Source organism: Streptomyces sp. Mut1, assembly GCF_030719295.1.
Lineage (GTDB): Bacteria > Actinomycetota > Actinomycetes > Streptomycetales > Streptomycetaceae > Streptomyces > Streptomyces castrisilvae.
This window is the reverse complement of record NZ_CP120997.1, coordinates 3999383-4022729: the sequence shown is the minus strand read 5'-3', so window position 1 is coordinate 4022729 and position 23347 is coordinate 3999383. Positions and strand designations below refer to the sequence as shown.

The 23347-nt window shown below is 72.8% G+C and carries 17 protein-coding genes; 3 read left to right on the top strand and 14 right to left on the bottom strand.

What is annotated here, in order from left to right:
• Positions 1–19: 19 nt before the first annotated feature.
• Genes P8A18_RS17205 through P8A18_RS17170 form a run of 8 tightly spaced genes read right to left on the bottom strand, consistent with a single transcriptional unit; the run spans position 20 to position 10887 of the window.
• Positions 20–886 carry a 4'-phosphopantetheinyl transferase family protein gene (locus tag P8A18_RS17205; protein WP_306055691.1) on the bottom strand — a complete coding sequence of 289 codons (867 nt, stop codon included), beginning with the start codon at positions 884–886 and terminating at the stop codon, positions 20–22.
• The gene (locus P8A18_RS17200) at positions 883–1128 is read right to left on the bottom strand and encodes a phosphopantetheine-binding protein (protein ID WP_306055690.1); all 246 of its coding nucleotides are present in this window, start codon (positions 1126–1128) and stop codon (positions 883–885) included. The genes P8A18_RS17205 and P8A18_RS17200 overlap by 4 nt, the downstream gene beginning before the upstream one ends.
• Positions 1125–3014 carry an HAD-IIIC family phosphatase gene (locus P8A18_RS17195; RefSeq protein WP_306055688.1) on the bottom strand — a complete coding sequence of 630 codons (1890 nt, stop codon included), beginning with the start codon at positions 3012–3014 and terminating at the stop codon, positions 1125–1127. Before P8A18_RS17195 ends, P8A18_RS17200 begins: the two co-directional genes overlap by 4 nt.
• Positions 3015–3021: 7 nt before the next feature.
• Positions 3022–4035: a 3-oxoacyl-ACP synthase III family protein gene (locus P8A18_RS17190; RefSeq protein WP_306055687.1), complete on the bottom strand. Its 1014-nt coding sequence runs from the start codon at positions 4033–4035 to the stop codon at positions 3022–3024.
• Positions 4032–6965 carry a type I polyketide synthase gene (locus P8A18_RS17185; protein WP_306055686.1) on the bottom strand — a complete coding sequence of 978 codons (2934 nt, stop codon included), beginning with the start codon at positions 6963–6965 and terminating at the stop codon, positions 4032–4034. Before P8A18_RS17185 ends, P8A18_RS17190 begins: the two co-directional genes overlap by 4 nt.
• On the bottom strand, positions 6965–7285 hold the full coding sequence (locus tag P8A18_RS17180) for an acyl carrier protein (RefSeq protein WP_306055684.1): 321 nt from the start codon (positions 7283–7285) through the stop codon (positions 6965–6967). The genes P8A18_RS17185 and P8A18_RS17180 overlap by 1 nt, the downstream gene beginning before the upstream one ends.
• Before the next feature lie 15 nt (positions 7286–7300).
• The gene (locus tag P8A18_RS17175) at positions 7301–9067 is read right to left on the bottom strand and encodes an acyl-CoA dehydrogenase family protein (protein ID WP_306055683.1); all 1767 of its coding nucleotides are present in this window, start codon (positions 9065–9067) and stop codon (positions 7301–7303) included.
• Complete coding sequence (locus P8A18_RS17170) at positions 9064–10887, bottom strand: fatty acyl-AMP ligase (protein ID WP_371933683.1); 1824 nt, start codon at positions 10885–10887, stop codon at positions 9064–9066. Before P8A18_RS17170 ends, P8A18_RS17175 begins: the two co-directional genes overlap by 4 nt.
• Positions 10888–11044: 157 nt before the next feature.
• Between P8A18_RS17170 and P8A18_RS17165 the strand changes: the two genes are divergently transcribed.
• Positions 11045–12010, top strand: coding sequence for an ACP S-malonyltransferase (locus tag P8A18_RS17165; RefSeq protein WP_306055681.1), 966 nt, complete (start codon positions 11045–11047; stop codon positions 12008–12010).
• A 63-nt stretch (positions 12011–12073) separates the two neighbouring features.
• On the opposite strand, the gene P8A18_RS17160 is transcribed toward P8A18_RS17165, so the two are convergent.
• Both P8A18_RS17160 and P8A18_RS17155 read right to left on the bottom strand, forming a co-directional pair.
• Positions 12074–13669: an outer membrane protein assembly factor BamB family protein gene (locus P8A18_RS17160; protein ID WP_306055680.1), complete on the bottom strand. Its 1596-nt coding sequence runs from the start codon at positions 13667–13669 to the stop codon at positions 12074–12076.
• Between the two features lie 137 nt (positions 13670–13806).
• On the bottom strand, positions 13807–15423 hold the full coding sequence (locus P8A18_RS17155) for an AMP-binding protein (RefSeq protein ID WP_306060965.1): 1617 nt from the start codon (positions 15421–15423) through the stop codon (positions 13807–13809).
• An 82-nt stretch (positions 15424–15505) separates the two neighbouring features.
• Here P8A18_RS17155 and P8A18_RS17150 point away from each other — a divergent pair, with 82 nt between their 5' ends.
• Positions 15506–15775 (top strand): phosphopantetheine-binding protein, encoded by a 270-nt coding sequence (locus P8A18_RS17150; RefSeq protein WP_306055679.1) that lies wholly within the window; start codon positions 15506–15508, stop codon positions 15773–15775.
• 80 nt (positions 15776–15855) lie between these two features.
• Here the strand turns inward: P8A18_RS17150 and P8A18_RS17145 are convergent, their stop codons facing one another.
• The 3 genes from P8A18_RS17145 to P8A18_RS17135 all read right to left on the bottom strand — a co-directional run bounded on the left by P8A18_RS17145 (position 15856) and on the right by P8A18_RS17135 (position 20362).
• Positions 15856–17106, bottom strand: a complete 1251-nt coding sequence (locus P8A18_RS17145) for a pyridoxal phosphate-dependent aminotransferase (RefSeq protein WP_306055677.1) — start codon at positions 17104–17106, stop codon at positions 15856–15858.
• Positions 17103–18488, bottom strand: coding sequence for a KamA family radical SAM protein (locus tag P8A18_RS17140; RefSeq protein ID WP_306055676.1), 1386 nt, complete (start codon positions 18486–18488; stop codon positions 17103–17105). The genes P8A18_RS17145 and P8A18_RS17140 overlap by 4 nt, the downstream gene beginning before the upstream one ends.
• A 242-nt stretch (positions 18489–18730) precedes the next feature.
• Positions 18731–20362 carry an MFS transporter gene (locus tag P8A18_RS17135; RefSeq protein WP_306055675.1) on the bottom strand — a complete coding sequence of 544 codons (1632 nt, stop codon included), beginning with the start codon at positions 20360–20362 and terminating at the stop codon, positions 18731–18733.
• Positions 20363–20656: 294 nt separating this feature from the next.
• Here P8A18_RS17135 and P8A18_RS17130 point away from each other — a divergent pair, with 294 nt between their 5' ends.
• Positions 20657–21532 carry an alpha/beta fold hydrolase gene (locus P8A18_RS17130; RefSeq protein WP_306055674.1) on the top strand — a complete coding sequence of 292 codons (876 nt, stop codon included), beginning with the start codon at positions 20657–20659 and terminating at the stop codon, positions 21530–21532.
• 219 nt (positions 21533–21751) lie between these two features.
• On the opposite strand, the gene P8A18_RS17125 is transcribed toward P8A18_RS17130, so the two are convergent.
• Entirely contained in the window at positions 21752–23347 is a 1596-nt protein-coding gene (locus P8A18_RS17125; RefSeq protein WP_306055673.1) for an AMP-binding protein, read from the bottom strand.

Sequence of the window (23347 nt, the reverse complement as noted above, 5' to 3'; positions counted from 1 at the left end):
GGCACCGCCGCACCGCGCCTCACCCGCCGGTGCCTCCGCCCTCCTCCTCGTCCAGCGCCTCCGTGATCGCGTCCACGCAGTCCTGGTCGAGCATCGTCGTGACATGGGCGTCCTGGAGCTTGCCGAACCCCGCGTCGTACACCGCCGCGCTGACGACGTAGCCGTCCTCCAGCGGGAAGGTGCGGAAGCCCCACTCCTCCCCGGTGCCCGCCGTGCCATCGGGTCGCTGCACGCGGACCGGCCGGCCGTCCGGGCCGAAGCCGAACTCGGTGAAGCGGAACTGCATCCCCTGCCCGATCGCCTTGCTGTACGCCTCCTTCAGCGTCCACAGCCGCACCAGGGCGCCGTTGCGCTCCTTCTCCGGCATCCCGGACAGCAGCACCGCCTCGTACGGCGTACAGATGTGCCGGACGAGCCCGCCGCCGTACATGTCGCGGTCGGCCCGCTCGGCGTCCACGCCGATCAGCCCGCAGGTGGTCAGCCCGACGAGCAGCAGGTCCTCGGTGTGGCTGAGGCTGATGTCGATCTGGTCGCAGCCGCGCAGATACGGGCGGCCGGTCGGCCCGTACGCCAGCTCCAGGTCGGCCGGTTCACTGGCGAGCACCGCCCCCGCGGCGTGCTTGAGCAGCATCCGCGAGGCGACGTACCGGTTGCGCACGTCGGAGTGGGTGAGGTCGAGGTAGCGCGTCCAGTCGCGGCCCAGAAGCTCGCGCAGACCGTCGCCCGAGGGCACCGCGGGCTCCAGGTCCTTCAGCCACGCGTAGGCCAGGGCGCTGCCGTGGGTGGTCAGGTCGTCCCTGACTCTGTTCCACGAGTCGCCTCCGGGTACCACGGCGACGGGTTCACCGAGCGGTGAACCGAGCGTGAGGCTGCCCGGGGCGGTCATCCGTACTCCTTAACGAGGGTGTGAATGTCCCGGAGGCTCTGTGCCTCCAGCAGACGGTGCACCGGAACGTGGTGGCCGGACTCCTCCAGGAGGGCCACCAGCCGGAGCAGGTTCAGGGAATCCCAGCCGGGCACGTCCGCGAGGGCCAGATCCGCTCCCGCGCCGCCCTCCACGTCCAGTCCCAGGTCATCGCCCACGAGCCGCAGGAACGCGTCGAGGCCCACCAGGTCTACGGTGCTCATCGGGGTGCCTTTCCGGACTCGGTGACACATATGTGGCCGGGGATCCCCGGCAGCACCAGCAGGTCGTGGAGGTAGGCCGAAGTCCCGTCCCCGTGCTCCCCCGGCTCGGGCAGTTCACGGGCGACGAACCCACAGGACGGATAGAGGTCCCGGGCCCGGTGATTGCGGGCAGTGGGCACGTGGCGGGCGCCCACGGCGGTCAGTCCGTGGCGCCTGGCTCTGCTCAACAGTACGGCGAGGAAAGCGTGTTCGACGCCCCGGCCGAGCACCCGGCAGCTGATCCACAGGTTGTCCAGGTGCCACTGCCCGGCGGCCTCGGTGATCAGGGCCGCGCCGACCAGGCCGTTGTCCCCGAACCGGTCCGAGCAGCGGGCCACCAGCACCTGCCGCCCGGCGTCGGCCGCCACCTCGGCCACGGCCGCCTCGGTGAGGCCGCCCCCGGCGAGGTTGAACTGATTGGTCCGCAGGGTCAGCTGCGCGATCCGGGCCGCCTCGTGCGGCTGCGGCGGGCCGGTCTCCAGCCGGACGTCCAGGGCGCGCAGGAATTCCTCGTGCGAGCCGGAGCCCTCCCGGAGCTTCCGGCGCTCCCCGAGGGCCCGGTACTGGCCGTTCCTGGCCCGGTCCTCCTCGGTCAGGCTCGGCACGTCGAACCAGCCGTCGGCCAGCAGCCGTGCCACATGTGTCGCGGGCTCCCCGTCGAGCGGCACCACGGCGACCTCGGGCAGGCCGTGGCGCACCTGCGCCCGCTCGGCCGGTGAGTCGTCGGCGAAGACCAGGGCGTCGGTGCCCAGATCGAGCCGGCGGGCGATGTCGGCGAGGTTGCCGTCCTTGGGGTCCCAGTTGGCGTTGACCGCCACGAAGTCCCCTTCACGCAGCACCAGATCGGGATGGTCCGCGAGCACCCGCGCCACCTCCGCGGGGTCGTTCTTGCTGCTCACGGCGAGGAGCACGCCCTGCGACGCCAGCTGGCGTACGCAGGTCTGGAAGGCGCCGAACGCCTCCCCGCGCAGCGTGCCCGCGGCGGCGATGCCGTCGGGCCCCTCCTCGGCGAGTACCCCGTCCCACAGGGTGTGGTCGAGGTCGAGCACCAGGCATTTGCGGGTGGCGCCGCGCAGGGCGCGCGCCAGGTGGGCGACCTCCCTGGCGTATCCGGCGAGCAGGGGCGCGCCGAGCCGCACCTTGGCGTACCGGGCGAGTGCGGGGTCGGTGACCGGTCCGCCCTCGGCGACCAGCGGATCGAGGTCGATGACCACGGGCGCGGGCGAGCGCTCGGTGAGCCGCAGCAGGCGGGCGTTGAACTCCCGCCAGACCGCGCCGAGCCGGGCCCGGGAGCGGTGGTCGATGAGCTGTCTGCTGTACGTCCACGGCAGCGGCAGGGTGTTGAGGACCAGGGTGCCCGGCGCGGCGTCGGCGAGCGCGGCGCACCGGGCCAGGACGTCGGCGGCGGCCGCCTCCACGTCCTCGGGGCGCCACACCCCGGGGACCTGCTCGAAGACGGTCTCGGCGTCCAGCAGGCACAGGGTGAGGTCGGGTGCGGCCGTGTGCAGCTCCCCGGCCGGGTCGGTCAGGTCGCGCAGATAGGTCCCGTGCTCGCCGAGGACCGCGCGCAGGAGCAGCCCGTGGCGGGCCAGTTCGCCCCGCAGCGGGTCGAGCACCTGGCCGACCGTGGACTGGCCGGTGACGGCGACGGTGACGACCGGGGTCGCCGGGTGGTGGCTCAGCACGGCACCGGGGTCGAGGCCGGCGAGCAGTCGTCCCACCGCAGCGGTGTCGGCCCGTGCGCCGCCCGGCCCCTCCTGGGCGAGCACCCCGGCGACCTGGTCGTACGCCTTCTCCAGCAGCCCCCGTTTTCGCAGATCACGCAGCTGGTCCAGTCCCGTGGTCATCCCCACCTCACACCTTCTCCAGGGCGAACCCGGCTCTGATCCACCGGCTGGATTCCACGCACAGGCCGACTGCCCGATCGCCTTCCCCGAGTTCGGGTACTAGTCGGTCGAGCTGGAGAAATGGCAGAGCATTGCCGGTGTTGCCCGTGTCGGCGACGCAGGAGATGTTCCGGGCCGGGCCCTGGGGCAGCCGGTCCACGATGCGGGCGGTCATCCGCTCGGAGAGCTGCGGCGGCAGCAGGAAGCCGATGTCGTCCAGGCTCCAGCCGAGGCCGCCGAGCAGCTCCCAGAGGATCTCGGAGGCGATCGGCGGGACGTGCTCCTCGATCGCCTTGTAGTCCTCGGCGAGCATCGGCCGGTCCGAATCGCGGTCGGTGGTGCCGTACCAGTCCAGGAGCTGGCCGGGGCTCCGGCCGCGTCCGGTCCAGGAGTTCAGCACCGACCGGACGGCGATCCGCTCGCCCTCCGGTTCGGCGGTGAGGACGGCGGCGCCGGCTCCGTCACCGAACAGGACGTAGTTGACCAGCTCACCGGTGGGGATCTTCGCCGCGTCCTGCCGGGGCGAAAGGAAGCGGTGGGTGACGTCGCCGCCGATGACGAGCCCGGCGTGCCGGCCGCCCAGGATCAGGCCGCGTCCCAGGTCGAGTGCCTGGACCGCGCCGGAGCAGCCGGCCTGGATCTGGTAGACGGGCAGGTGGTCGAGGCCGAGCCGGTCGGCGACCTCGGTCGCGGTGGTCGGCAGGAGCGTGTCGGGGGTGGCGGTCGCGAGCACCAGGAACTCGATGTCGGCGAGGCCGAGCCCGGACGCCCGCACGGCCTGGGCGGCGGCCTCGGCGCACAGGTCGGCCAGCGAGCCCCGCACCTCGCCGGTGGCGGGGTCCCAGCCGAAGTAGCGGGTCCGGGTGCCGACGAAGAGGTCGATCCACTCCTTGCTGACGCCCAGCATCGTGGCGAGGGTGGTGTTGTCCACCGGCTTGCCGGGCAGGGCGGTGCCGGTCGCGGCGATATGGACGTTCGTCATGCCGACCTCGCCATGATCACGCCGTCGAGGAACTCGGCCAGGGAACCGACCGAGCGCAGGGCGGGCAGCATCTGCTGGACCGACACCTCGCCGACCCTCGGGAGCCGGGCCTCCACCCGGTTCTTGAGCTGCATGATCATCACCGAGTCGAAGCCCAGGTCCTCATGGAAGCGGGCCTCGCGCACCACCCGCTCCATGGGGTAGCCGCCGACCTCGGTGACGGCCTCGACCACGGCGTCGAGCACCGGGTCGTCGTCGCCCGTTTCACGTGAAACAACGGCGGGGCCGGGTACCGCCTCTGGCCGCCTCTCGACTTCGGGCACGACGGCCGCCGGGGGCCGGTCCCAGTAGCGCTGGGCGGACGAGAAGACGTACGGGGCGAGCGGCTCGGGAAGTTGGTGCTCCGGGGCGTACAACTCGTCCCAGGACGGGTCGAGTCCGCAGCGGTACAGAGCGGCCACCGTCTCCGCCAGCTCCTGGCCGGTGCCCTGGGGGCCCGGTGCGGGGTGCAGGAGTTCGGCACCGCCCAGGCTGCCCGCGCGGGCGGCGATCCGGGTGAGCTGGGGCTGCGGGCCGATCTCGATCAGATGGGTCGGGGCGATGTCGCGTACCAGCGCCCCGAGCGCGGCGTCGAACAGCACGGGCTCCTCGGCCTGGCCGGCCCAGTAACCGGCGTCCATGGGCTCGTCGCGCAGCACCCGCCCGTACCGGGTCGAGGCCACCGGCAGCACGGCGGGCGCGCAGGGCACGGGGGCGGCGCGCAGTCCGGCGGCGACCGGGGCCATCAGGGGCGAGTGGAAGGCGTACGGGGAGGCCAGCTCCTTGGTCCGCACCCCGAGTCCGGCGAGCCCCTCGGCGACCCGGGCCAGCGCGTCGGTGGGACCCGAGAGCACGGTGTCGGCGGGCCCGTTGAGCGCACCGGCCACCACCTCCGGCTCCGCCGCCAGGACCGCGGCCAGCACGTCCGTACCGGCGGCGGCGGTGAGCATGGCGCCGCCCGGGGGCAGCGCGGCCGTCAGCCGGGCGCGCAGGGCCACGAGCCGGGCGGCGTCGTCGAGTCCGAGCACTCCGGCCGTGACGGCGGCGGCGTACTCGCCCAGGCTGTGGCCGAGCACGGCGGCCGGGGCGACGCCCAGGCCGGTCAGGGTGCGGGCGAGCGCGTAGCCGACGGCGAACAGCGCGGGCTGGACCAGCCCGGCCCGGCCGCTCCACTCCTCGCCGCCGAGGATCGCGTCCCGCACCGAGGCGCCGATGTGCGCGGCCAGTGCCTCGTCGGCCTCGTCCAGGTGGCGGCGGTAGGCCGGGGACTCGCGGTACAGGCCCGCGGTCATCGCGGGGAACTCGCTGCCCTGGCCGGTGAAGAGGAACGCCACCACCGGCCGGCCCCACGGGCGGTCACCCGCGGGGCTCACCCCGCCCGGCGCGGGATTCCGCAGCTCCACGGCCCGGCGCAGCGCGTCCACCAGCTCCCCGGTGTCGCGGGCCGTGACGGCGAAGCGGTGGGGCAGGCCGGTCTTGACGCGGTTGCTGCTCCGGCAGAGGGCGGCCGCGGCGCCCCGGGGCCGGGCGGCGAGCGCGTCGGCCTGGGCGGCGAGATTGCGGCGCAGGGCCTCGGAGGTGTCGGCGCTGACGGTGAACACACCGGCCGCGCCCGCGCGGGCCCGTGCGGGGACGGCGCGGGGGGCTCTGGGGGCACTCGCGAGGACGGCGTGGGCGTTCGTACCGCCCATGCCGAAGCTGCTGACCCCGGCGAGGATCTCGCCGCGCGGCAGCCGGGTGGCCGACTTGATGAGCCGCAGGCCGCGCTCGCCGAGGCGCAGCCGGGAGTTCTCGCGCTCCGCGAAGAGGCTGGCGGGGACGATGCGGTGGTGCAGGGAGAGGGCGGTCTTGATGAACCCGGCGATGCCCGCGGCGCCCTCGGCGTGGCCGAGGTTGCCCTTGACCGAGCCGATCGCGCAGGGCGTCTCGCGCGGGACGCCGTGCACCGAGCCGAGGGCCGCGCACTCGATGGCGTCGCCGAGCACGGTCCCGGTCCCGTGGGCCTCCACGAACGCGACCTCGGCGGGGCTGGCACCGGCCCGCCGGTAGGCGGCGTTCAGGACGCGCTCCTGGGACCAGCGGTTGGGGGCGATCATGCCGTTGCTGCGGCCGTCCTGGTTGACGGCGCTGCCGCGCAGCACCGCGTAGATCCGCGAGCCGTCGGCGAGCGCGTCCTCCAGCCGGCGCAGCACGACCAGGCCGACGCCGTCGCTGCGGCCGATGCCGTCCGCGTCGGCGCTGAACGGCTTGCAGCGCCCGTCGGATGCGGCCAGGCCGAGCTGCCCGTAGACCAGGCCGAGCGAGGGCGACAGCACGACGTTGACGCCGCCGGCCAGGGCGGTGTCGCACTCCCCGGCGAGCAGGGAGTTGGCGGCGAGGTGGACGGCGACGAGCGAGGAGGAGCAGGCCGTGTCGACGGCGAGGCTCGGCCCGGTGAGGTCGAAGTGGTACGAGATCCGGTTGGCGGTCATCCCGGCGCTGCTGCCCGCGCCGAGCAGCGGCGTGACACGGGCGAGGTCGCTCATGGTGAGACGCCCCCACTCGCCGCCCATCACACCGACGAACACGCCCGTGCCGGTGCCGGCGAGTTGGCCGGGGGCGAGGCCCGCGTCCTCCAGGGCCCGCCAGGCGCACGGCAGCAGCAGCCGCTGGTGCGGGTCCATGGCGGCGGCCTCGCGCGGGGTGACGGAGAAGAAGTCGCTGTCGAAGACATCGGCGTCGTCGATGAAACCGCCGCTGTCGCCGACCGCGGGGTGGTCCCGCGTCTCCCAGCGCTGCGCGGGGACGGGGCCGATGCCGGCCCGGCCGCCCGTCAGCAGGTCCCAGTACGCCTGTACGCCCGCCGCCCCGGGGAACGTGCAGTCGATGCCGACGACGGCGATGTCCCCCATCAGCGGGGGTCCCGCACGGGGACCGCGTCCGCCGGGGCGTCCGGCAGCACGGCGGTCAGATGGCGCACGAGGCTCGTGACGGTCGGGAAGTCCCACAGCAGGGTCGGCTCGACGTCGAGCCCGAACTCCTCCTCCAGGTCGCCGCAGAGACTGAGGGCCGCCACCGAGTCCATGCCGTACTCGGCGAGCGGCACGGTGGGGTCGATGGTCTCGGGCGCCCGCCGCAGGTAGAGCGAGAGGCGGGCCGACAGCCACTCGTACACGCCGTCCGCCTTCGCGGTGTCGGCGGCCACGGCGTGCCGGCCGGTGGGGATGGTCATGGCGGACTCCTTCGGTCAACCCGGAATCGGGGTCGAGTAGAGGTCGTAGCTGGTCCGGGTGGAGAAGCGGAGCTGGACCTCGTGCCGGATGCGCGTCTCGCACTCCGGGGGGAGGTCGGAGACGCGGGTGCCGAGCCGGCGGCAGATGCGGTGCAGCGCGGCCGCGGCCCAGGACGGGTCGGCGAGGAACGGGTCGGGGCCGTACCGCGCCTGGTCCCAGACGCCGAGCACGGCGGCGGCGGCCAGCAGCAGCGTGTAGCGGTCCATGAGGGCGAACTTCGCGGGCTGCGCGCTGGTGGCCGGCCCCGCCGCCTCCAGCCTGAGCACCCGGCCCCGCACGTCCCGGAACTCCTCGACCAGCAGGCCCGCCAGGGTGCGCAGGGCGTGCTCCACGGGGCCGTGGCCCTCGATGCGCGCGGCGACGGCGAGGAGCGACGCGCTCAGCGAGTCCCGGCCGCAGGCCAGGGCGAGCCGGTCGGCGCGCAGCGGCGGCAGGTCCCCGCCCAGCCGGAAGAGCCCGGCGGGCGCCTCGTCCTCGATGAACCAGGAGCGGCGGGCGAGCCGGGGCATCTGCGGGATGACGGTGGCCTGGCAGGCGACGGTCCCGGCGTGGCCGAGGCTGAGCACGGGGACGTCCCTGACGTGCTTCTGGAAGATGCCGAGGGTGCCTTCGCGGGTGTAGAAGTCGGAGCCCAGGACGATCGACAGGTCGTACATGGTCTCGCTGAGCACGCGCGGCATCAGGTACTTGAGCGCCGCCGAGCTGACACTCGTCTCGGCGGGCAGCAGGTGCAGGGCGCGGGCGGCGACCACCGCGAGCGCGTCGTACAGCAGCAGGCTGACGAAGGCGTTGGTGAGGGCGGCTCCGGTGCGGCTGTTGTCGGTGCCCCGGCCCTGCCAGCCGCCGGACTGCTCACGGTCGATGCGGACGGCGGTGCGCAGGGAGGTGTCGAGGGCGGCGACGGCGGTCCCGGCGATCACGGTCCGGCTGATCTGGAAGGAGCGCAGCGCGGTCTCGATGCCGCTGCCCTCGGACCCGAGCAGGGCGGAGGCGGGCACCGGACAGTCGTCGAACTCGACCCCGGCGAAGCGGCAGCCGCGCAGCCCGACGGGCGTCCTGCGGGCGGTGACGGCGGCGCGGGTGTCCGACAGCTGTCCGGGCTCCAGGAGCAGCACGGAGTGGCTGCGGCTGCCCGGGGCCGGGTCGGTGCGGCAGAACAGGACGAGGGCCCCGGCCCGTTGCAGGTTGTTGACCAGCGGTTTGCCGCCGCTGATGAGGTAGCCGCCGGGGCTCCGGCGGGCGGTGACCTGGCTGCGGACGAAGTCGTTGCTGTGCGCGGTCTCGTGCTGGGCGATGGCCGCCCGGCCGCCCGCGCGCAGCAGCCCGGCCAGCCAGGTCCGCTGCCGTTCGCTGCCCGTCGTCCAGACGTCGGACGCGGCCATGAAGGTGGTCATGCCGTGCCCGATCGCCAGGCCCACGTCCCGCCGCATGACCGGGCGCATGACCCGGACCAGGGTGTCCATCGCGTCGAGCCGGCCGCCCAGCGAGCGCGGCACGTACTCGTCCACGATGCCGAACCGGTCGAGCAGCGCCTCCCCCTCGGAGAAGGGCACGGCGGCCCGGTCGGCCTCCAGGAGCGCGCCGTAGCCGGCCGGGTTGGCCGGGTCGGAGGGGTCGCCGAGCAGGTCCTCCAGTTCGGCGACCCGCGCCCGTACGGCACTCTCCCGGCTGCGCGCGGCCCCTTCGGAGGCGCGCGGAGGCTCGGTGGGCAGGGTCGTCACCACCGCCTTCCCCCGTCGGCTCCCTCCGGCCGCAGCAGATCGCCCCCGAACAGCGCGTCCTCGGCACGGGCCAGCGCCCACACGTCGGGGGTCAGCACCTCGTACTCGCCGCGCACCACACCGTCGAGGAAGAGGGTGCGCATCAGGGTGCGCTGCACCTTGCCGCTGCTGGTGCGGCGGACGGCGCCCGGACGGACGAGCAGGATGTTGCCGGCCGGGATCTCGAATTCCTGGCCGATCAGAGCCTGGATCTTCTGGGCGACGGTGCGCAGTTCGGCGCTGCTGCCGACGCCGCGCACCTCCTGCACCAGGACCAGGTGCTCGCGGCCGGCGTCCACGGAGAACGCGGCTCCGGCGCCGAAGGTCAGGGCGGGGCTGACGGTCCGGGCGGCCCACTCGATGTCCTGCGGGTAGACGTTGCGGCCGTTGATGATGATGACTTCCTTGAGCCGCCCGGTGACGAACAGCTCCCCGTCGACCAGCATCCCGAGGTCCCCGGTGCGCAGGAAGTTGCTCTCCTCGTCGTTGAGGCTGGCGCGGAAGGTGCGCACGGTCTCGGTGGGGCGCCGCCAGTAGCCGCGGGCGACGCTGTAGCCGCGCATCCAGATCTCGCCGACCGCGCCGGGCGGCAGCTCGTGGTGGGTGAGCGGGTCCACGATCCGTACGTCCATGTCCACGGGGACGCCGCAGCCGACGAGTGTGCGGTGGCCGTCCTCGCCGCCGGCGCCGACGGCCCGGTCCTGTTCGAGGGCCGTCTTGTCGAACTCCTTGCGCACGTACCGGGTGCCGGGTTCGCCGCCGGAGACGACGAGCGTGGCCTCCGCGAGGCCGTAGCAGGGGCGCAGGGCCTCGGGCCGGAATCCGGCGGGCGCGAACCGTTCGGCGAAGGCGTCCAGGCTCTCGGCGCGGACCGGCTCGGCGCCGTTGAGTGCGAGCCGCCAGCGGGACAGGTCCAGGGCGGCGATCTGCTCGTCCTTGACGCGGTGGACGCACAGGTCGTAGCAGAAGTTGGGGCCGCCGCCGACGGTGACGCCGTACTGGTCGATGGCCTGGAGCCAGCGCAGCGGGCGCTTGACGAAGGAGAGCGGGGTGACCTGGACGCTGTGGCTGCCGAGGTAGACCGGGTGCAGCAGGTGGGCGACAAGACCCATGTCGTGGAAGTAGGGCAGCCAGCTGCCGAAGACGTCCTCGCGGGTGGTGTGCAGCAGCTCGCGCAGGCTGGCCTGGTTGGCGAGGAGGTTGCGGTGCGAGACCGTCACTCCGCGCGGTTCGGAGACCGAGCCGGAGGTGTACTGGAGGAAGACCAGGTCGTCCGGGCGGGCGGCGACCGGCCGCCAGGCCTCCGGGTCGCCTATCTCGGCGACGTCGGTGACCAGGCACTCGGCGGTGGAGCGGGTGTTGCGGGCGAGCCACAGCGCGACCTCGGGCGCGGCGGAGGTCTCGGTGAGGACGACGGCTGCCCCGGTGTCCTTGAGGACGGCGGTGGTGCGGTTGAGCCGCTTGTCGCGGCCGGCCTCGCCCGGCAGCGGGACGGGGACCGCGACGGCTCCCGCGTACAGGCAGCCCGCGAAGGCCTTGAGGAACTCCACGGTCGAGGAGTAGGCGAGCAGTACGGGCTGTTCGGCCACGCCGTAGCTCTGGAGGCAGGCCGCGATGCGTCTCGCCTCCCGGTCGAGCTCTCCGTAGGTGAGGTGCTCGGCCACCGGACCGTCCGCGGTGTCCCGGAGGAAGACGTGGACGTCCTCGTCGGCGAGTTCGGCCGTCCGGGCGCGGAGCAGTTCGGTGAAGGTGGCGAAGCGTGACTCTGACATCCGCGGCATCCCCTCGCGTCTGCGGGCCCGTGGATGGTGCGGCCCTCGTTACCCGCCGATCCTCCGCAAACGCGCTTAAGGTTCGCTTGCGCGCCCCGTGCGCGCCCCCCAACTCAGGGGGTGGCAGGGGTGCTCCGAGGGAGGGGGTACGGGTGACCCTCGGCCCATGGACACTCACACCGAACCCGCCGGGGCGACGCGGACGGCGATCGTCTTCCCCGGGATGCAGCCCACGGCCTTCTCCGAGGTCTCCCGGTTCATGCTGGTCAACCCGTACGCGCGCGAGCTGTACGCGATCGCCGACGACGCCCTCGGCTACCGGCTCGCCGACCGCTATCAGGAGACCGAGGGCGACTACTCCCTCTACGGGCAGATCGCCTTCGTGGTGAACTGCCTGGCCCTGGCGCGCTGGGCCGGTGAGCGGCTGGAGATCGACCCGGTCTGTGTGACGGGCCCGAGCTTCGGCGCCCGCGCCGCCGCCGTCCACTCCGGGGTCCTCGACTTCGGTGACGCCGTGACGATGACCGCCCGGCTCGCGGAGACGATGGAGGACTACTTCGCCCGGGAGCACCCCGCCCTGGTCACCCAGTCGATCGCCCGGGTGGACGAGGAGGGCGTGGCCGGGCTGCGCGAGGAGCTGGAGGAGCGCGGCGAGTGGAGCGACATCGCCTGTGTGGTGGACCACGACTTCACGATGCTGACCGTCCATGAGTCGGTCCTGGACTGGCTCCAGCGCCGTATCCGCTCGCTCGGCGGGATGGCGATGTACACGATGAAGCCGCCGATGCACTCGTACCTCTTCGACGGGCTGCGCGACCGGGTGGACGAGGAGATCTTCGCGGGGCTGACCTGGTCGGACCCGCGGCTCCCGGTGATCGCCGACCAGGACGGCCGTACGGTCACCACGGGCGCGGGCGTGCGCGCGATGCTGCTCGACGGCTTCGTGCGTACGGTGCGGTGGCCGGATGTGGTGGCCTCGCTGAAGGCGGCGGGGGTGGGCCGGCTCTGCGTGGCCGGCGCGGACGGGCTGTTCACCCGGGTCGCGTGCACCACGCGGAACTTCGAGGTGGTGCCGGTGACGCCGAGGTCGGCGATGCGGCCGGTGCGGCGCCGGCTGCCGGTGGCGGCCTGACGTCGCTGAACGACCGAGTGGCCGGCGCCCGTGCGGGCGCCGGCCACTGCTGTGTGTGCTGTGTTACCTGCCGTCCACCGTGAAGGCGTAGAACGTGCCCTCGGTGCTGCTGCCGGTGGTGCCGGCCCCGTCGGCGAACCGGGCGTAGCCGTTGCCCCAGTAGACGGTGCCGTCGACGACCGCCGGGCCGGCGTTGGAGGAGTACGGGGCGACGAACTCCCACAGGTAGGCGCCGGTGGCCGCGTCCAGGGCGTACATGTGGCCGCTGGTGGAGCCGCCGAAGACGACCCCGTTGGCGGCGGTCAGGGCGCCCCAGGCGAGCCCGTCGGTCCGGTCCTCGACCTGCCAGATGATGCTGCCGGTCTGCGGGTCGAGCGCGGCGAAGGAGCTGCGCGTCGTAGTGGTCCCGTCGGCGAGCTGGTACTCCAGCCTGTTGAAGTTGGCCTCGGCGATGTAGATCCGCTTGTCGTCGTTGGCCGTGCCCCACTCGATGCCGCCGACGTGTCCGCCGGGTCCGGCGGCCGCGCTCCAGATGACGTCGCCGTTGGTGGCGTCCATCAGCCAGTACTCGCCGCTCTTCTCGCCCGCGCCGATGACCTTGCGGGGGCGGCCGTTCGCGCCCTTGATGGTGAACAGGTGGGCGCCGTCACCGAAGTCGTAGTCGTCGCCCGGGTTCGGCGGGCAGTTGTTGGGCGGGAGTCCGGGCAGGCAGCCGGCGTTCCAGGCGTCGAACCGCTTGGTGCCGGTGTGCCACTTGATGCGACCCGTCGTCATATCCATGGCGAGGACGGTGTCGACGTAGTTGTCGTCCTGGTAGCACTCGGAGGCGGTGCCGCCGGCCGTCTGGCAGTCGGACACGGACTGCGGAACGGTGTAGTTGTTGCCGGTGGTGAAGTACACCGTGTTGGTCGACGGGTCCAGGGCCGGGGTGCCCCACACGGCGACGCCGCTGTAGCCGCCGGTCGTGCCGCCGTTGTCCGGCGTCGTGAACTGCCGCCACAGCACCTTGCCGGTGGTCGCGGAGACCGCGTTCACGCTGCCGCGGAAGGTGCAGCAGGGATACGTGGGGTCGTAGGCGCCCTCGGACTCACGGGAGGAGACGCCCTGGTAGATCACCCCGTTGTGCACGACCGGCGACTGGGTCAGCACGGCCTGGTACTGGGTGTCGATCTCCCGGGTCCAGACCTTGTTGCCGGTCTTCGCGTCGACCGCCATCAGGACGGCCTTCGTCCAGTCGGCTATGTAGACCTTGCCGCCCACGACCGTGGGGCTGGACCGGGAGACCGAGTCCGGGTTCCCGGTGTACTCGGACACCTTGTGCGTCCAGATCTTCTTGCCGGTCTTCGCGTTCACCTTGTGCAGGTAGCCGCCCCAGTCGGGGAAGTACACCGCACCGCCGACGACCGCGGGGGTCGCCGAGACGTCGCCGTGGGTGGCGAACGTCCACTTGGCCTTCAGGCGGCTCGCGTTGTTCTTGGTGATCGCCTTTTCCTGCGAGGCGGAACGGCTGTTGGCGAGGTCGTGCCCGCCCGTCGGCCACTCGGCCGCCGTCGCGCACGCGCCGGAAGGCGCCATTCCGAGGGTGGCCGCCATCGCGAGGGCGGCGAACAGAGTGAACCTGCGGGCCGCCTTCCGCGGCGACCAGGGTCTTGTGTACATGACTGACTGTCCTCCTGAGGACGGTGGTGAGGGTGGTGCCGGCATTGCTGGTGGTGCCAGTGATGCTTGTGGGGTCTGTGGGGCCCGCGTCGGCCTTCGGGCCGACGAGGCCGACGAGGCCGACGAGGCTGCCGGGCTCACGCGGCGCGTACGGGGGCCGGCACGGGCACACGCGCCGGCTCCGGCGCCTTCGTGCCGTGCCGCTCCGCCGCCAGCGCGGTGAGCACCAGCCGGTCGGTCTTCTTGTTGGTGTTGAGGGGGAACTCGTCCAGCCGGTGGTAGTGCCGAGGGATCAGCTGCGGCGGCAGCACGGGCGCCAGGTCCCGGTGGAACTCCCTCGGTGAGCGCTCGTCGCCGAGGTAGAAGGCGACCAGTTCGGTGCTGTTCGCCACCGGTACGCCGACCACGACCGCCCCCGAGACCGGGGAGGCGGCGCGCAACGCGTGCTCCACCTCGGCCAGTTCGACGCGGTAGCCCTGCACCTGGACCTGCGAGTCCATCCGGCCCAGGTAGACCAGCTGACCGCCGGCCAGCCTGCGCACCCGGTCCCCGGTGCGGTACCAGCGCACGCCGTCCCGCTCCAGGTACTTGCCCCGGCCGTCCTCCGGATCGAGGTAGCCGGCCGACAGCTGCGGCCCGGACAGCCACAGCTCGCCCTCGTCCGCCGCGTCCTCGCCGTGCTCGTCGAGCAGCAGCTCGGCATGGCCCTCGTGGAGCAGGCCCAGCGGGACGACCCCGTTGACGCCGAGCCGGGTCGACTCCTCGGGCGACCAGCGGTGGCGGTGCGTGGTGATCGTCATCTCGGTCGGGCCGTAGACGTTGATCACCGCCGAGTCCGGCGCGGCCCGCTGCCAGGCGTCGGTGTCCTCGAACTGGAGCGCCTCGCCGCCGAAGTACGTCCAGCGCAGCGACGGCATCGTGCCGGGCAGCAGCCGGCCGGTGCGCCGGGACAGCGCGATCACGCTCGGCGCCGAGAACCACACGGTGACGCCGTGCTCGGCGACGAATCCGGGCAGGTCGCGGTAGGCGTGCGGGGGGACCGAGACCAGCGGGGCCCCGGCCGCCCAGGCGCACCACAGGTCCGAGACCGCGGAGTCCCAGTTGAGGCCCGCCGCCTGGGAGAAGACGTCGTCGGCGGTGAAGTCGTACCAGGCGTCCATCAGCGCGAAGTAGTGCGCCATGTTCCCGTGGGTGAGCCGGACCCCCTTGGGGCGGCCGGTGGAGCCCGAGGTGAACAGGATGTACGCCACGTCCTCGGGCCCAGCGTCCCTGGGCTCGGGCAGCGCGGTCTCCGGCCCCGCGACCAGTGCCCGCAGTCCGGCGCCCTCGGCGAGCACCCGGGCCCCGGCCTCTCCGAGGTGGGGAGCCAGCACCGGCAGGCCGCCCAGCTCGGCCCCCGTACCCCCGGCGAGCAGCGCCGCGCCCTCCTCGTCCACGACCAGCGCGGAGACCTCGGCCGCGCCGAGCATCGCCACGACCTTCCCGGCCGGGAAGTCGGCCGGGACGGGGACCGCCGGCAGCCCCGCGTACAGGCTGGCCAGGATGGCGACGTACGCGATCGTGCTGCGGCCGGTCAGGATGCCGACGGCCTTCGGCGGTCCGCCGGGGGCGGCCAGGAGCGCGCCCGCCCAGGCCAGGGCCGTCTCATGGGCCGTCGTGTAGTCGACGGTGTCCCCGCCGACGCGTACGGCCACCCCGCCCGGGGATTTCTCCAGGCCCCGCAGGAAACGTGCGTGCAGCGCCTGTGACGCCATTGATTCCATTTCCCCTCCTCATTTCCCGGCACATTTCGGGGACACATTGACAGCCGTCGCCGGACGCCCTCATCATTCCCTTATGCCAGAACTCACGAATCACACCTGGGACGAGGCCTTCGAGGCCGTCATCCGTCCGTTCCTGCCCTATCTCTCGCCGGGCGAGAAACTGTCCGACGATTCCCGGCTCAAGGACCTCGGGCTGGACTCGATGGGCACGATCGAGCTGCTCGCAGCGCTGGAGAGCGCCTATTCGGTGCGCTTCCTGGACGACGCGCTCAAGCTGGAGAATTTCGCCAGCCCGGATGTCCTCTGGAATACACTGATAACCAAAACCGAAACCGCCGCGTGAGAAAGCGGACCCACCGCCCGGCCCGACAAGGATTCAATATCCGAGTCGGGCCGCTCCCGTTCACGGAGTGGTCATACGCGTCATAAAAGCCGCTGGAAGCTTGCCTCGATGCGGTCGAGAACGGACCGCACGTGCGGCAGCGCGACCGGGTTCTCGGCGGCCAGCGACATTTCCTGCTGCTCGGCGTTCTCGCCGTAGAGCATGCTGGTGGCGCACTTGAAGCGCAGCGCCCCCGGCTCGTCGCCCAGCAGATGTCCGGCGAGGACCGCGGCCCCCAGGTCGAGCATCCGGCGGGACAGCGACGCCGAGTCGGTGACGTCGTGCTTGTCCAGCTCCTCGCGGACCGGCTCGAAGTCCGGGTAGACGTAGAACGCCCCGGTGGGCGGCCGGCAGCGGGCGCCGGCCCCGACGACGATGCGGTGGACCTCGCGGGCGACGGCCCCATGCAGCCGGGCGCTGACCCGCAGCCGCTCCCGGATCTCCTCCGGCTCCCCGAAGGCGTACTCGGCGACCTCCTGCATCGGTCCCGGCAGCGTCGACCAGATCTCGCTGGCCACGGAGGCGACCCCGCTGCGGATCCACTCCCCCCACGGGCCCGCGGGGAAGCGGGCCGCGCCGATGCGCCAGCCGCCCAGGGCCAGGGACTTACTGAGCCCGGTGCAGACGACGGTGCGGTCGGGGGCCACCTCGGCGGGGCTGAGGTAGGGGGTGTCCGGGTCGTGCACGACGTCCCGGTAGATCTCGTCCGAGACGATGAGCAGGTCCTCCTCCTCGGCGATCGCGCACAGCTCGCGGATCATCGCCGGAGGGGCGAGGGTGCCGGTCGGATTGTCCGGCAGGGTGAGGACCATGACGCGCGGGTCGTGGCCGAGGGTCCGGGCGGCCCGGATGTGTTCGCGCAGCAGGGCGGGGTCCGGGACGCCGCCGCACTCCTCGGGGATCGGCACGGCGATCGGGTGCTTGCCGGCGAGCCGGGCCTGCGGGGCATAGGTGTTCCACGCCGGGCGCGGCAGCAGCAGATCTCCGGGGACGGTGAGGCCGACGGCCATGAGCAGCGGCTTGCTGCCCGGGGCGACCACGATCTGGTCCGGTCCGGTGGGCAGGCGGCGCCGGTCGAAGTACCCGGCGACAGCGGCCCGTACGCCCGGCGAACCGGCCACCGGGCCATAGGCGTTGCGCCGTGCGCCCGCCGCGAGGCGTTCGACGAGCGGGGCGAAGGCGGGCAGCCGGGACTCGCCGAAGCCGAGATGGACGATCGGCTCGCCGGCCGCCTGCCGTTCGGCGACCAGCTGGTTCAGCGCCAGGTTCGGGGACATCCGCATGCCGCTCATGACTGGCTCCCCACCGCGGCGGCAGCCGCCCGGTTGCCGAAGAGTTCGGGTTCGCGCGCCGCGGCGGGGCCCGCGAGGGCGCGGGCGATGTCGGCGGGCACCGAGTGGTCGAGGCGCAGCTCGTCCAGCCAGGCGGCGTCGGCGTCGTAGTGGGCGAGGAAGGGGCGCCCGACGAGCTTCGGGTCGCGGGCCTGCGCCATGCGCAGCTGGAAGAACAGGCCCTCGGCCTTCTCGATGACCCCGTCCACGGCCACCTTGCCGGGGGTCGCGGACATCACCGGGCCGCGCACCGTGCGGGCGAGGCCGGGCAGGGTGGCGTAGGCGTCCCGGTAGATCTCCTGTGCCCGTGCGAGGGGCACCCGGAAGTAGTCGTACGGGCCGGTGTCGCGCTCCACGAACATGTAGTACGGGACGGCCCCGGCGGCGAGTTCGGCCCGCCACATCCGGCTCCACACGTCCGGGTCGTCGTTGACCTTGGCGATCAGCGGGGCCTGGCAGTAGACCAGCGCCCCGGTGTCCCGGATGCGGGCGAGGGCCCGCCGCGCGAGGTCGGTCTCCAGTTCGCGCGGGTGGCTGAAGTGGGCCATGACGGCGAGGTTGCGGCCGGAGGCGACGACCTTCTCGAACAGCCGCAGGACGTCGTCGGCGTCGGGGTCGGTGACGTAGCGCTGCGGCCAGTAGGCCACGGACTTCGTACCGATCCTGATGGTCCGCACGCTCTCCAGCGAGAGCAGCGGCTCCAGGTGGCTGCGCAGCCGCTCGGTGGACATCACCATCGGGTCGCCGCCCGTGACGAGCACGTCGCAGGCGTCGGGGTGGGCCTCCAGGTAGGAGATGAGGCCGCGCGGGTCGGGGGCGGCGAAGCGCAGTTCGGTGTCGCCGACGAACTGGGCCCAGCGGAAGCAGTACGTGCAGTACGAGTGGCAGGTCTGGCCCTGGCTCGGGAAGTACAGGACCGTCTCGCGGTACTTGTGCTGGAGGCCGGGGATCTCGGCGCCGTCCCGGGTGGGGACGTTCAGCTCCTTCTGACCGGAGGGGTGCGGGTTGAGCCGGCCGCGGATCTGCTGGACGAGGGCGCGCAGGGCGACCTTGCCGGAGGGGTCGGCGGCGTGCGTGGCGAGATCCCGCTCGTTCTGTTCGGTCAGCATTCCCTTCTGCGGGAAGACCAGTTGGAACATGGGGTCGTCCGGGATGCGGTCCCAGTCGATGAGCTGCGACAGGACGTACTCGTTGACCCGGAAGGGCAGCACCATCGACACGAGCCGGACGGTCTCCCGTATGTCGGCGGGCAGTCCGTGGCGGTCGGCGATCTCATCGAGCTGCCGTGGACCGAAGGCGCGGAACCGTGCCGCCTCGGCAGGATCGGTTGCCAGCAGGGACATGCGGATATTCCTCCAGCCTGATGCCCGGCAGTTCGAGCGTCTGCTCGAACACGATGCGATGCTAGGGACGGGAATCGGCCACCGGACCCCAGAACCGACCCCAGCCGGACCCTTAGGACGCGGCGCCACCCCTGGCCCTGTTCCCCGTGGTTACGGGCATGGGGGAGCCGCCCAGGAGCGACGGGGGAGACGCTCCTGGACGGCTGCTTTCGGCCCCCTGAGGGGGTGCGCGCCGGGCGGTGTTACGCGAGCCCGGTGCCGGTCTCCTGCGCGCCGGCCTTCGAGGTCTGCGCGGGCGCCGCCTCGTCCGCCGCCGGCTCGGTGGCCTTGGCGTTGTCCTGCTGGACGGAGCGGAGCCCGACGAGCGCCACCACGGCCGCCCCGGCCATGACGACCGCGCCGGCGATGGACGCCGCGTGCACCTCGGTGGTGAAGGCGGCGCGGGCCGCGTCGACCAGGTGCCCGCCCGCCTCGCCGGGCAGCCGGCCCGCCGCGGCCAGGGCCCCGCCGATCGTCTCGCGCGCCTGGTCCAGGGCGTCCGCCGGCACCCCGGCGGGGTCGTCCAGCGCGCTGCTGTTGCGGTAGGCGGTGGCGCCGATGGAGCCGAGGACGGCGACCCCGAGGGCGCCGCCCAGCTCCTGGCAGGTCTGGAGCAGGGCCGACGCGGTCCCGGCGCGCTCCGGCGGCACCTGGCCGACGACGAGTTCGGTGACCAGGGTGAGGACCGGGGTCAGGCCGACGGCGAGCGCGATGATGCCGATCAGGATGAGCACCAGGCCGTCCTTCTCGGGGACCTGGGTGAGCATCAGCAGCGCGACCGTGGCCAGTCCGAAGCCGCTCGCGATGATGACGGCCGGCCTGATCGTCCGGACCAGGACCGTGGCGACCGGCACGACGGCGCCGACCGCGACAGTGCCGGGGATCGTCCACAGCGCGGACTTCAGGGCGCTCATCCCGAGGACGGACTGCATGTACTGGGTGGAGAAGAGCGAGTACCCGACGAGGGTGAAGCAGGCCAGCATGTTGACGGTCACCGAGGCGCCGAAGGCCCTGTTCCGGAACAGCGAGATGTCGATCATCGGATCGGTGCTGGTGCGCTGCCGCCGCAGGAACACGGGGATGATGGCGAGCCCGACCACAATGGCGATGACGTAGGGGACGGTGAACCCGTCCACCGCGATCTTCTTGAACCCGTAGACGACCGGCAGGATGACGGCCAGCGACAGCGCGGCGCTCACCAGGTCGAACTTCCCTGCCGCCGCGTCCTTGAACTCGGGCAGCAGGAACGGCGCCGCCACCAGCAGGAGCACCATCACCGGCACATTGATGAGGAAGACCGACCCCCACCAGAAGCCGGCCAGCAGCGCGCCGCTGACCACCGGTCCGAGCGCTGCGCCGGCCGCCATACCGGTCGACCAGACCGCCAGCGCGGTACGCCGCTGCGTCTGGTCGTGGAACAGGTTCCGGATGAGGGCCAGCGTGGACGGCATCAGCGTCGCACCGCCGATGCCCTGGAACGCCCGCGCGCTGATCACCATCTCGGGGCTGTTGGCGTACGCGGCGAGCAGCGACCCGATGCCGAACACCGCGGCACCGATCAGCAGCAGCCGCCGGCGCCCGATGCGGTCACCGAGGGCGCCCATGGTGAGCAGCACCCCGGCGAGTACGAAGCCGTAGATGTCGATCATCCACAGCTGCTGGCTGCTGGACGGCCGCAGGTCCTCGCTGATGGCGGGGATCGCGAAGTAGAGGACGGTCAGGTCCATGGAGACGAGCAGCACGGGCAGGAGCAGAACGCCGAGGGCGATCCATTCCTTCCGGCCCGCTCTGGCCTCCGGTCCGGTAGTGCCGATCTCGCTCTGGGAGCTGGTCATGGAGACGGTCCAATGCTGGGGGGACGGGACGTATGTCTCAGTGAACGGAAGTACTCGCGCGTAAGGACCCTCCGCGCACGGGAACAGGGGTGAGAACAGGGAGTCCGATAGGGGTGCGCCCCGGGTCCGGAACAGGGGTACGGACAGGGGTGAGTCCAGGGGGAGGGGCGGGGTCCGGGTGGCGGGAGGGGCGGCCGCCACCCGGCCGCCACCCGGCCGACGCCGGGCCGGCCGGCCACGGGGACAGGGCACCGCCCCGGGGCGGCTCCACGCCGCCACGGGACAATACGGCTCATGGACTACGGAATACGGGAACCAGCGCGGCTCGGACAGATCCGGCTGCCGGACGGTCGGCGCCTCGGCTGGGCGGAATGGGGGCCGCTCGACGGCACCCCCGTGCTGCTGTGCCCGGGGGCGGCCACCAGCAGGGGGCTCGCCTTCGGCGGCGGCGTCGTCGACGCGGCAGGTGTCCGGCTCGTCAGCGTGGACCGGCCCGGCCTGGGCTCCTCCGACCCGGCCCCCGGCCGGACCCTGACCGACTGGGCCGCCGACATCCGCCACCTCATCCAGGAGCGGTCCCTGCGCGCGCCGTCCGCGGTGGGGTTCTCGCAGGGGGCGCCATTCGCCCTCGCTCTGGCGGCAAACGGCCTGGTGAACGCGGTGGCCGTGGTGTCCGGATGCGACGAACTCGCCCATCCCCGCTTCGCTCACTCGTTGGACCCTCAGGTGAGGGGCATGGTGGACGCCGTCGCGGCCGACCCCGGTGCCGCCGAGGAGTCCTTCGCCGGCTTCGGCGGCGCCGACGCGCTGTGGGACCTGATCATCACGACGAGCTGTGAGGCAGATCGTGCGGTCTACACCGACCCGGTCTTCCAGCACGCCTTCCGGCGCGCCATGGACGAGGCCTTCAGCCAGGGCCCGGCCGGCTACGCCCGCGACACCGTCCTGGCGATGAGCCCCTGGCCATTCGACCCCACCACCATCGCCGTCCCGGTCGACCTCTGGTACGGACAGCAGGACACCAGCCCGGTCCACTCCCCGGACCTGGGTGAATCACTCACCCGGATGATCCCGACGGCGACCCGGCACCTGCTCCCGACAGCCGCGGGGTCGTTGCTCTGGACACACGCCGAGGACGTCCTGCGGACTTTGCCGGCTCGCGTCCGGTGACGGGCGGACAACCGGCCGCACGGGTAGTCCGACGGGGCTCCGCACAGGCGTCGCGCCAACGGGTCGACCGCCCGGCTCCACCTGCCTCATGAACCAGCTGTCGCCGTGGTCCCCCCTGACACCCGGGCCCCAGCGGCTACGCGACGCGGCCCGCCTCCCGAACCGTCGGGAGGCGGGCCGCCGGCGTTTCGCCCGGGGGTGAGGAAGTACGGCCTCGGCCTAGCCCTCCCCCGCCACCCGCGCCGCCAGTGCCCGCCGGTCCGTCTTGCCGTTCGGGGTGAGCGGCAGGGACGGTGTCAGGGTGACCTTGCGCGGGACCATGTAGTCCGGCAGCGTCTCCTTGCAGAAGGCGCTCAGGGCCACCGGCCGGGCGTCGAAGCCCCGGCCCGGGACCACGTACGCGTACAGCTCCGGGTCCTCGCCGGGGCGCGGGCGTACCACCACGGCGGCTGCCTCCACGTCCGGGAATTCGAGGAGCCGGCGCTCGATCTCGCCCAGTTCGACGCGGTTGCCGCGCATCTTGACCTGGAGGTCGGAGCGGCCGACGAAGTACAGCTCGCCGCTCTCGCCCCGGTGGGCGAGGTCGCTGGACTTGTAGACGAGCTGGCCGGACCGGGGGTTGAGGGGGTCGGGGACGAGTACCGCGCGGGTGGCCTCGGGGTCGTCCCAGTAGCCGGTGAAGAGGGAGGGGCCGCGCAGGTGGATCTCGCCCACCTCGCCCGGCTCGTCGATGGGACGGCCCTCCTCGTCCAGGAGCAGCATCTCGGCGCCCGGGTAGGCGAAGCCGATGGAGAGTCTGTCGATGTTCTCGGGGAGCGGGTTCGGCACGTCGGTGAGGGAGAACGCCATCGCCTCGGTCGGGCCGAAGCAGTTCACCACCCGGACCTGGGCCAACAGTGTTTGCAGTTGACGCAGTTCGGGAAGCGGGAACGCCTCGCCGGAGAACAGCACTCCGCGTATCTGTCCGGAGAGGGCCGCGAGGCCCGCCGGCTCGTGGCGCAGGACCGGGCGCCAGATGGACGGCACTCCGTCGACCTGCGTGGCACCCGTGTCCGTGAGGAAGCGAAGGAACCGGCGCGGCCAGTGCATGAGTTCGCGCGGTACGGGAATGAGCTGCGCGCCCGAGCCGAGGGCGAGGCCGATGTCGAGCAGGGCGAAGTCGAACTGGAGCGGGGATGTCGTCGCGAGCCGGTCCTGCGGCGTGACGATGGACTGCTTCAGCATGCCCCGGTAGAAGGACAGCACCCCTCGGTGGCTCATGACGACGCCCTTGGGGCGGCCCGTGGTGCCCGAGGTGAAGATCATGTACGCGGCGTCGGTGGTGACCGCCTCGCGGCGGTGCCGGGTGCGCGGGCGCGGGGCGCGCTCCACGCTCACCCCGTCCGGGCCGAAGCGGCCCGTGCCGACGTCCGAGGGGATGTCCTCGCGGGCGCCCTTCACCGTCTGGAGGTGCAGGGCCGGTTCCGCCGTGTCGATGATCAGGCGCAGCCGGGGGTCGGGGACCTCGGGACTGACCGGGATGAAGGTGAGCCCGAGCATCGAGCAGGCGAGCAGCGCGGCCACGGCGGAGGCCGAGTTGTCGGTCTCCAGGATCACGCGGTCGCCGATGTCGAGGCCGAGGGAGTCCAGGGTGACCGCGTAGTCGTGGGCCCTGCGCTCCAGTTGGCGGTAGCTGAGCACCCGGGAGCCGCCGTCCTCGGTGGCCTCCCAGGCGGCCGGGCTGTCCGGTGCGGTGCGGGCCGCGGCCAGCATGAACTCGTGGATGCGCTCGGCCGGTGCGCCGACCGCCGCCGGGTGCTCCGTGCTCAGGCTCAT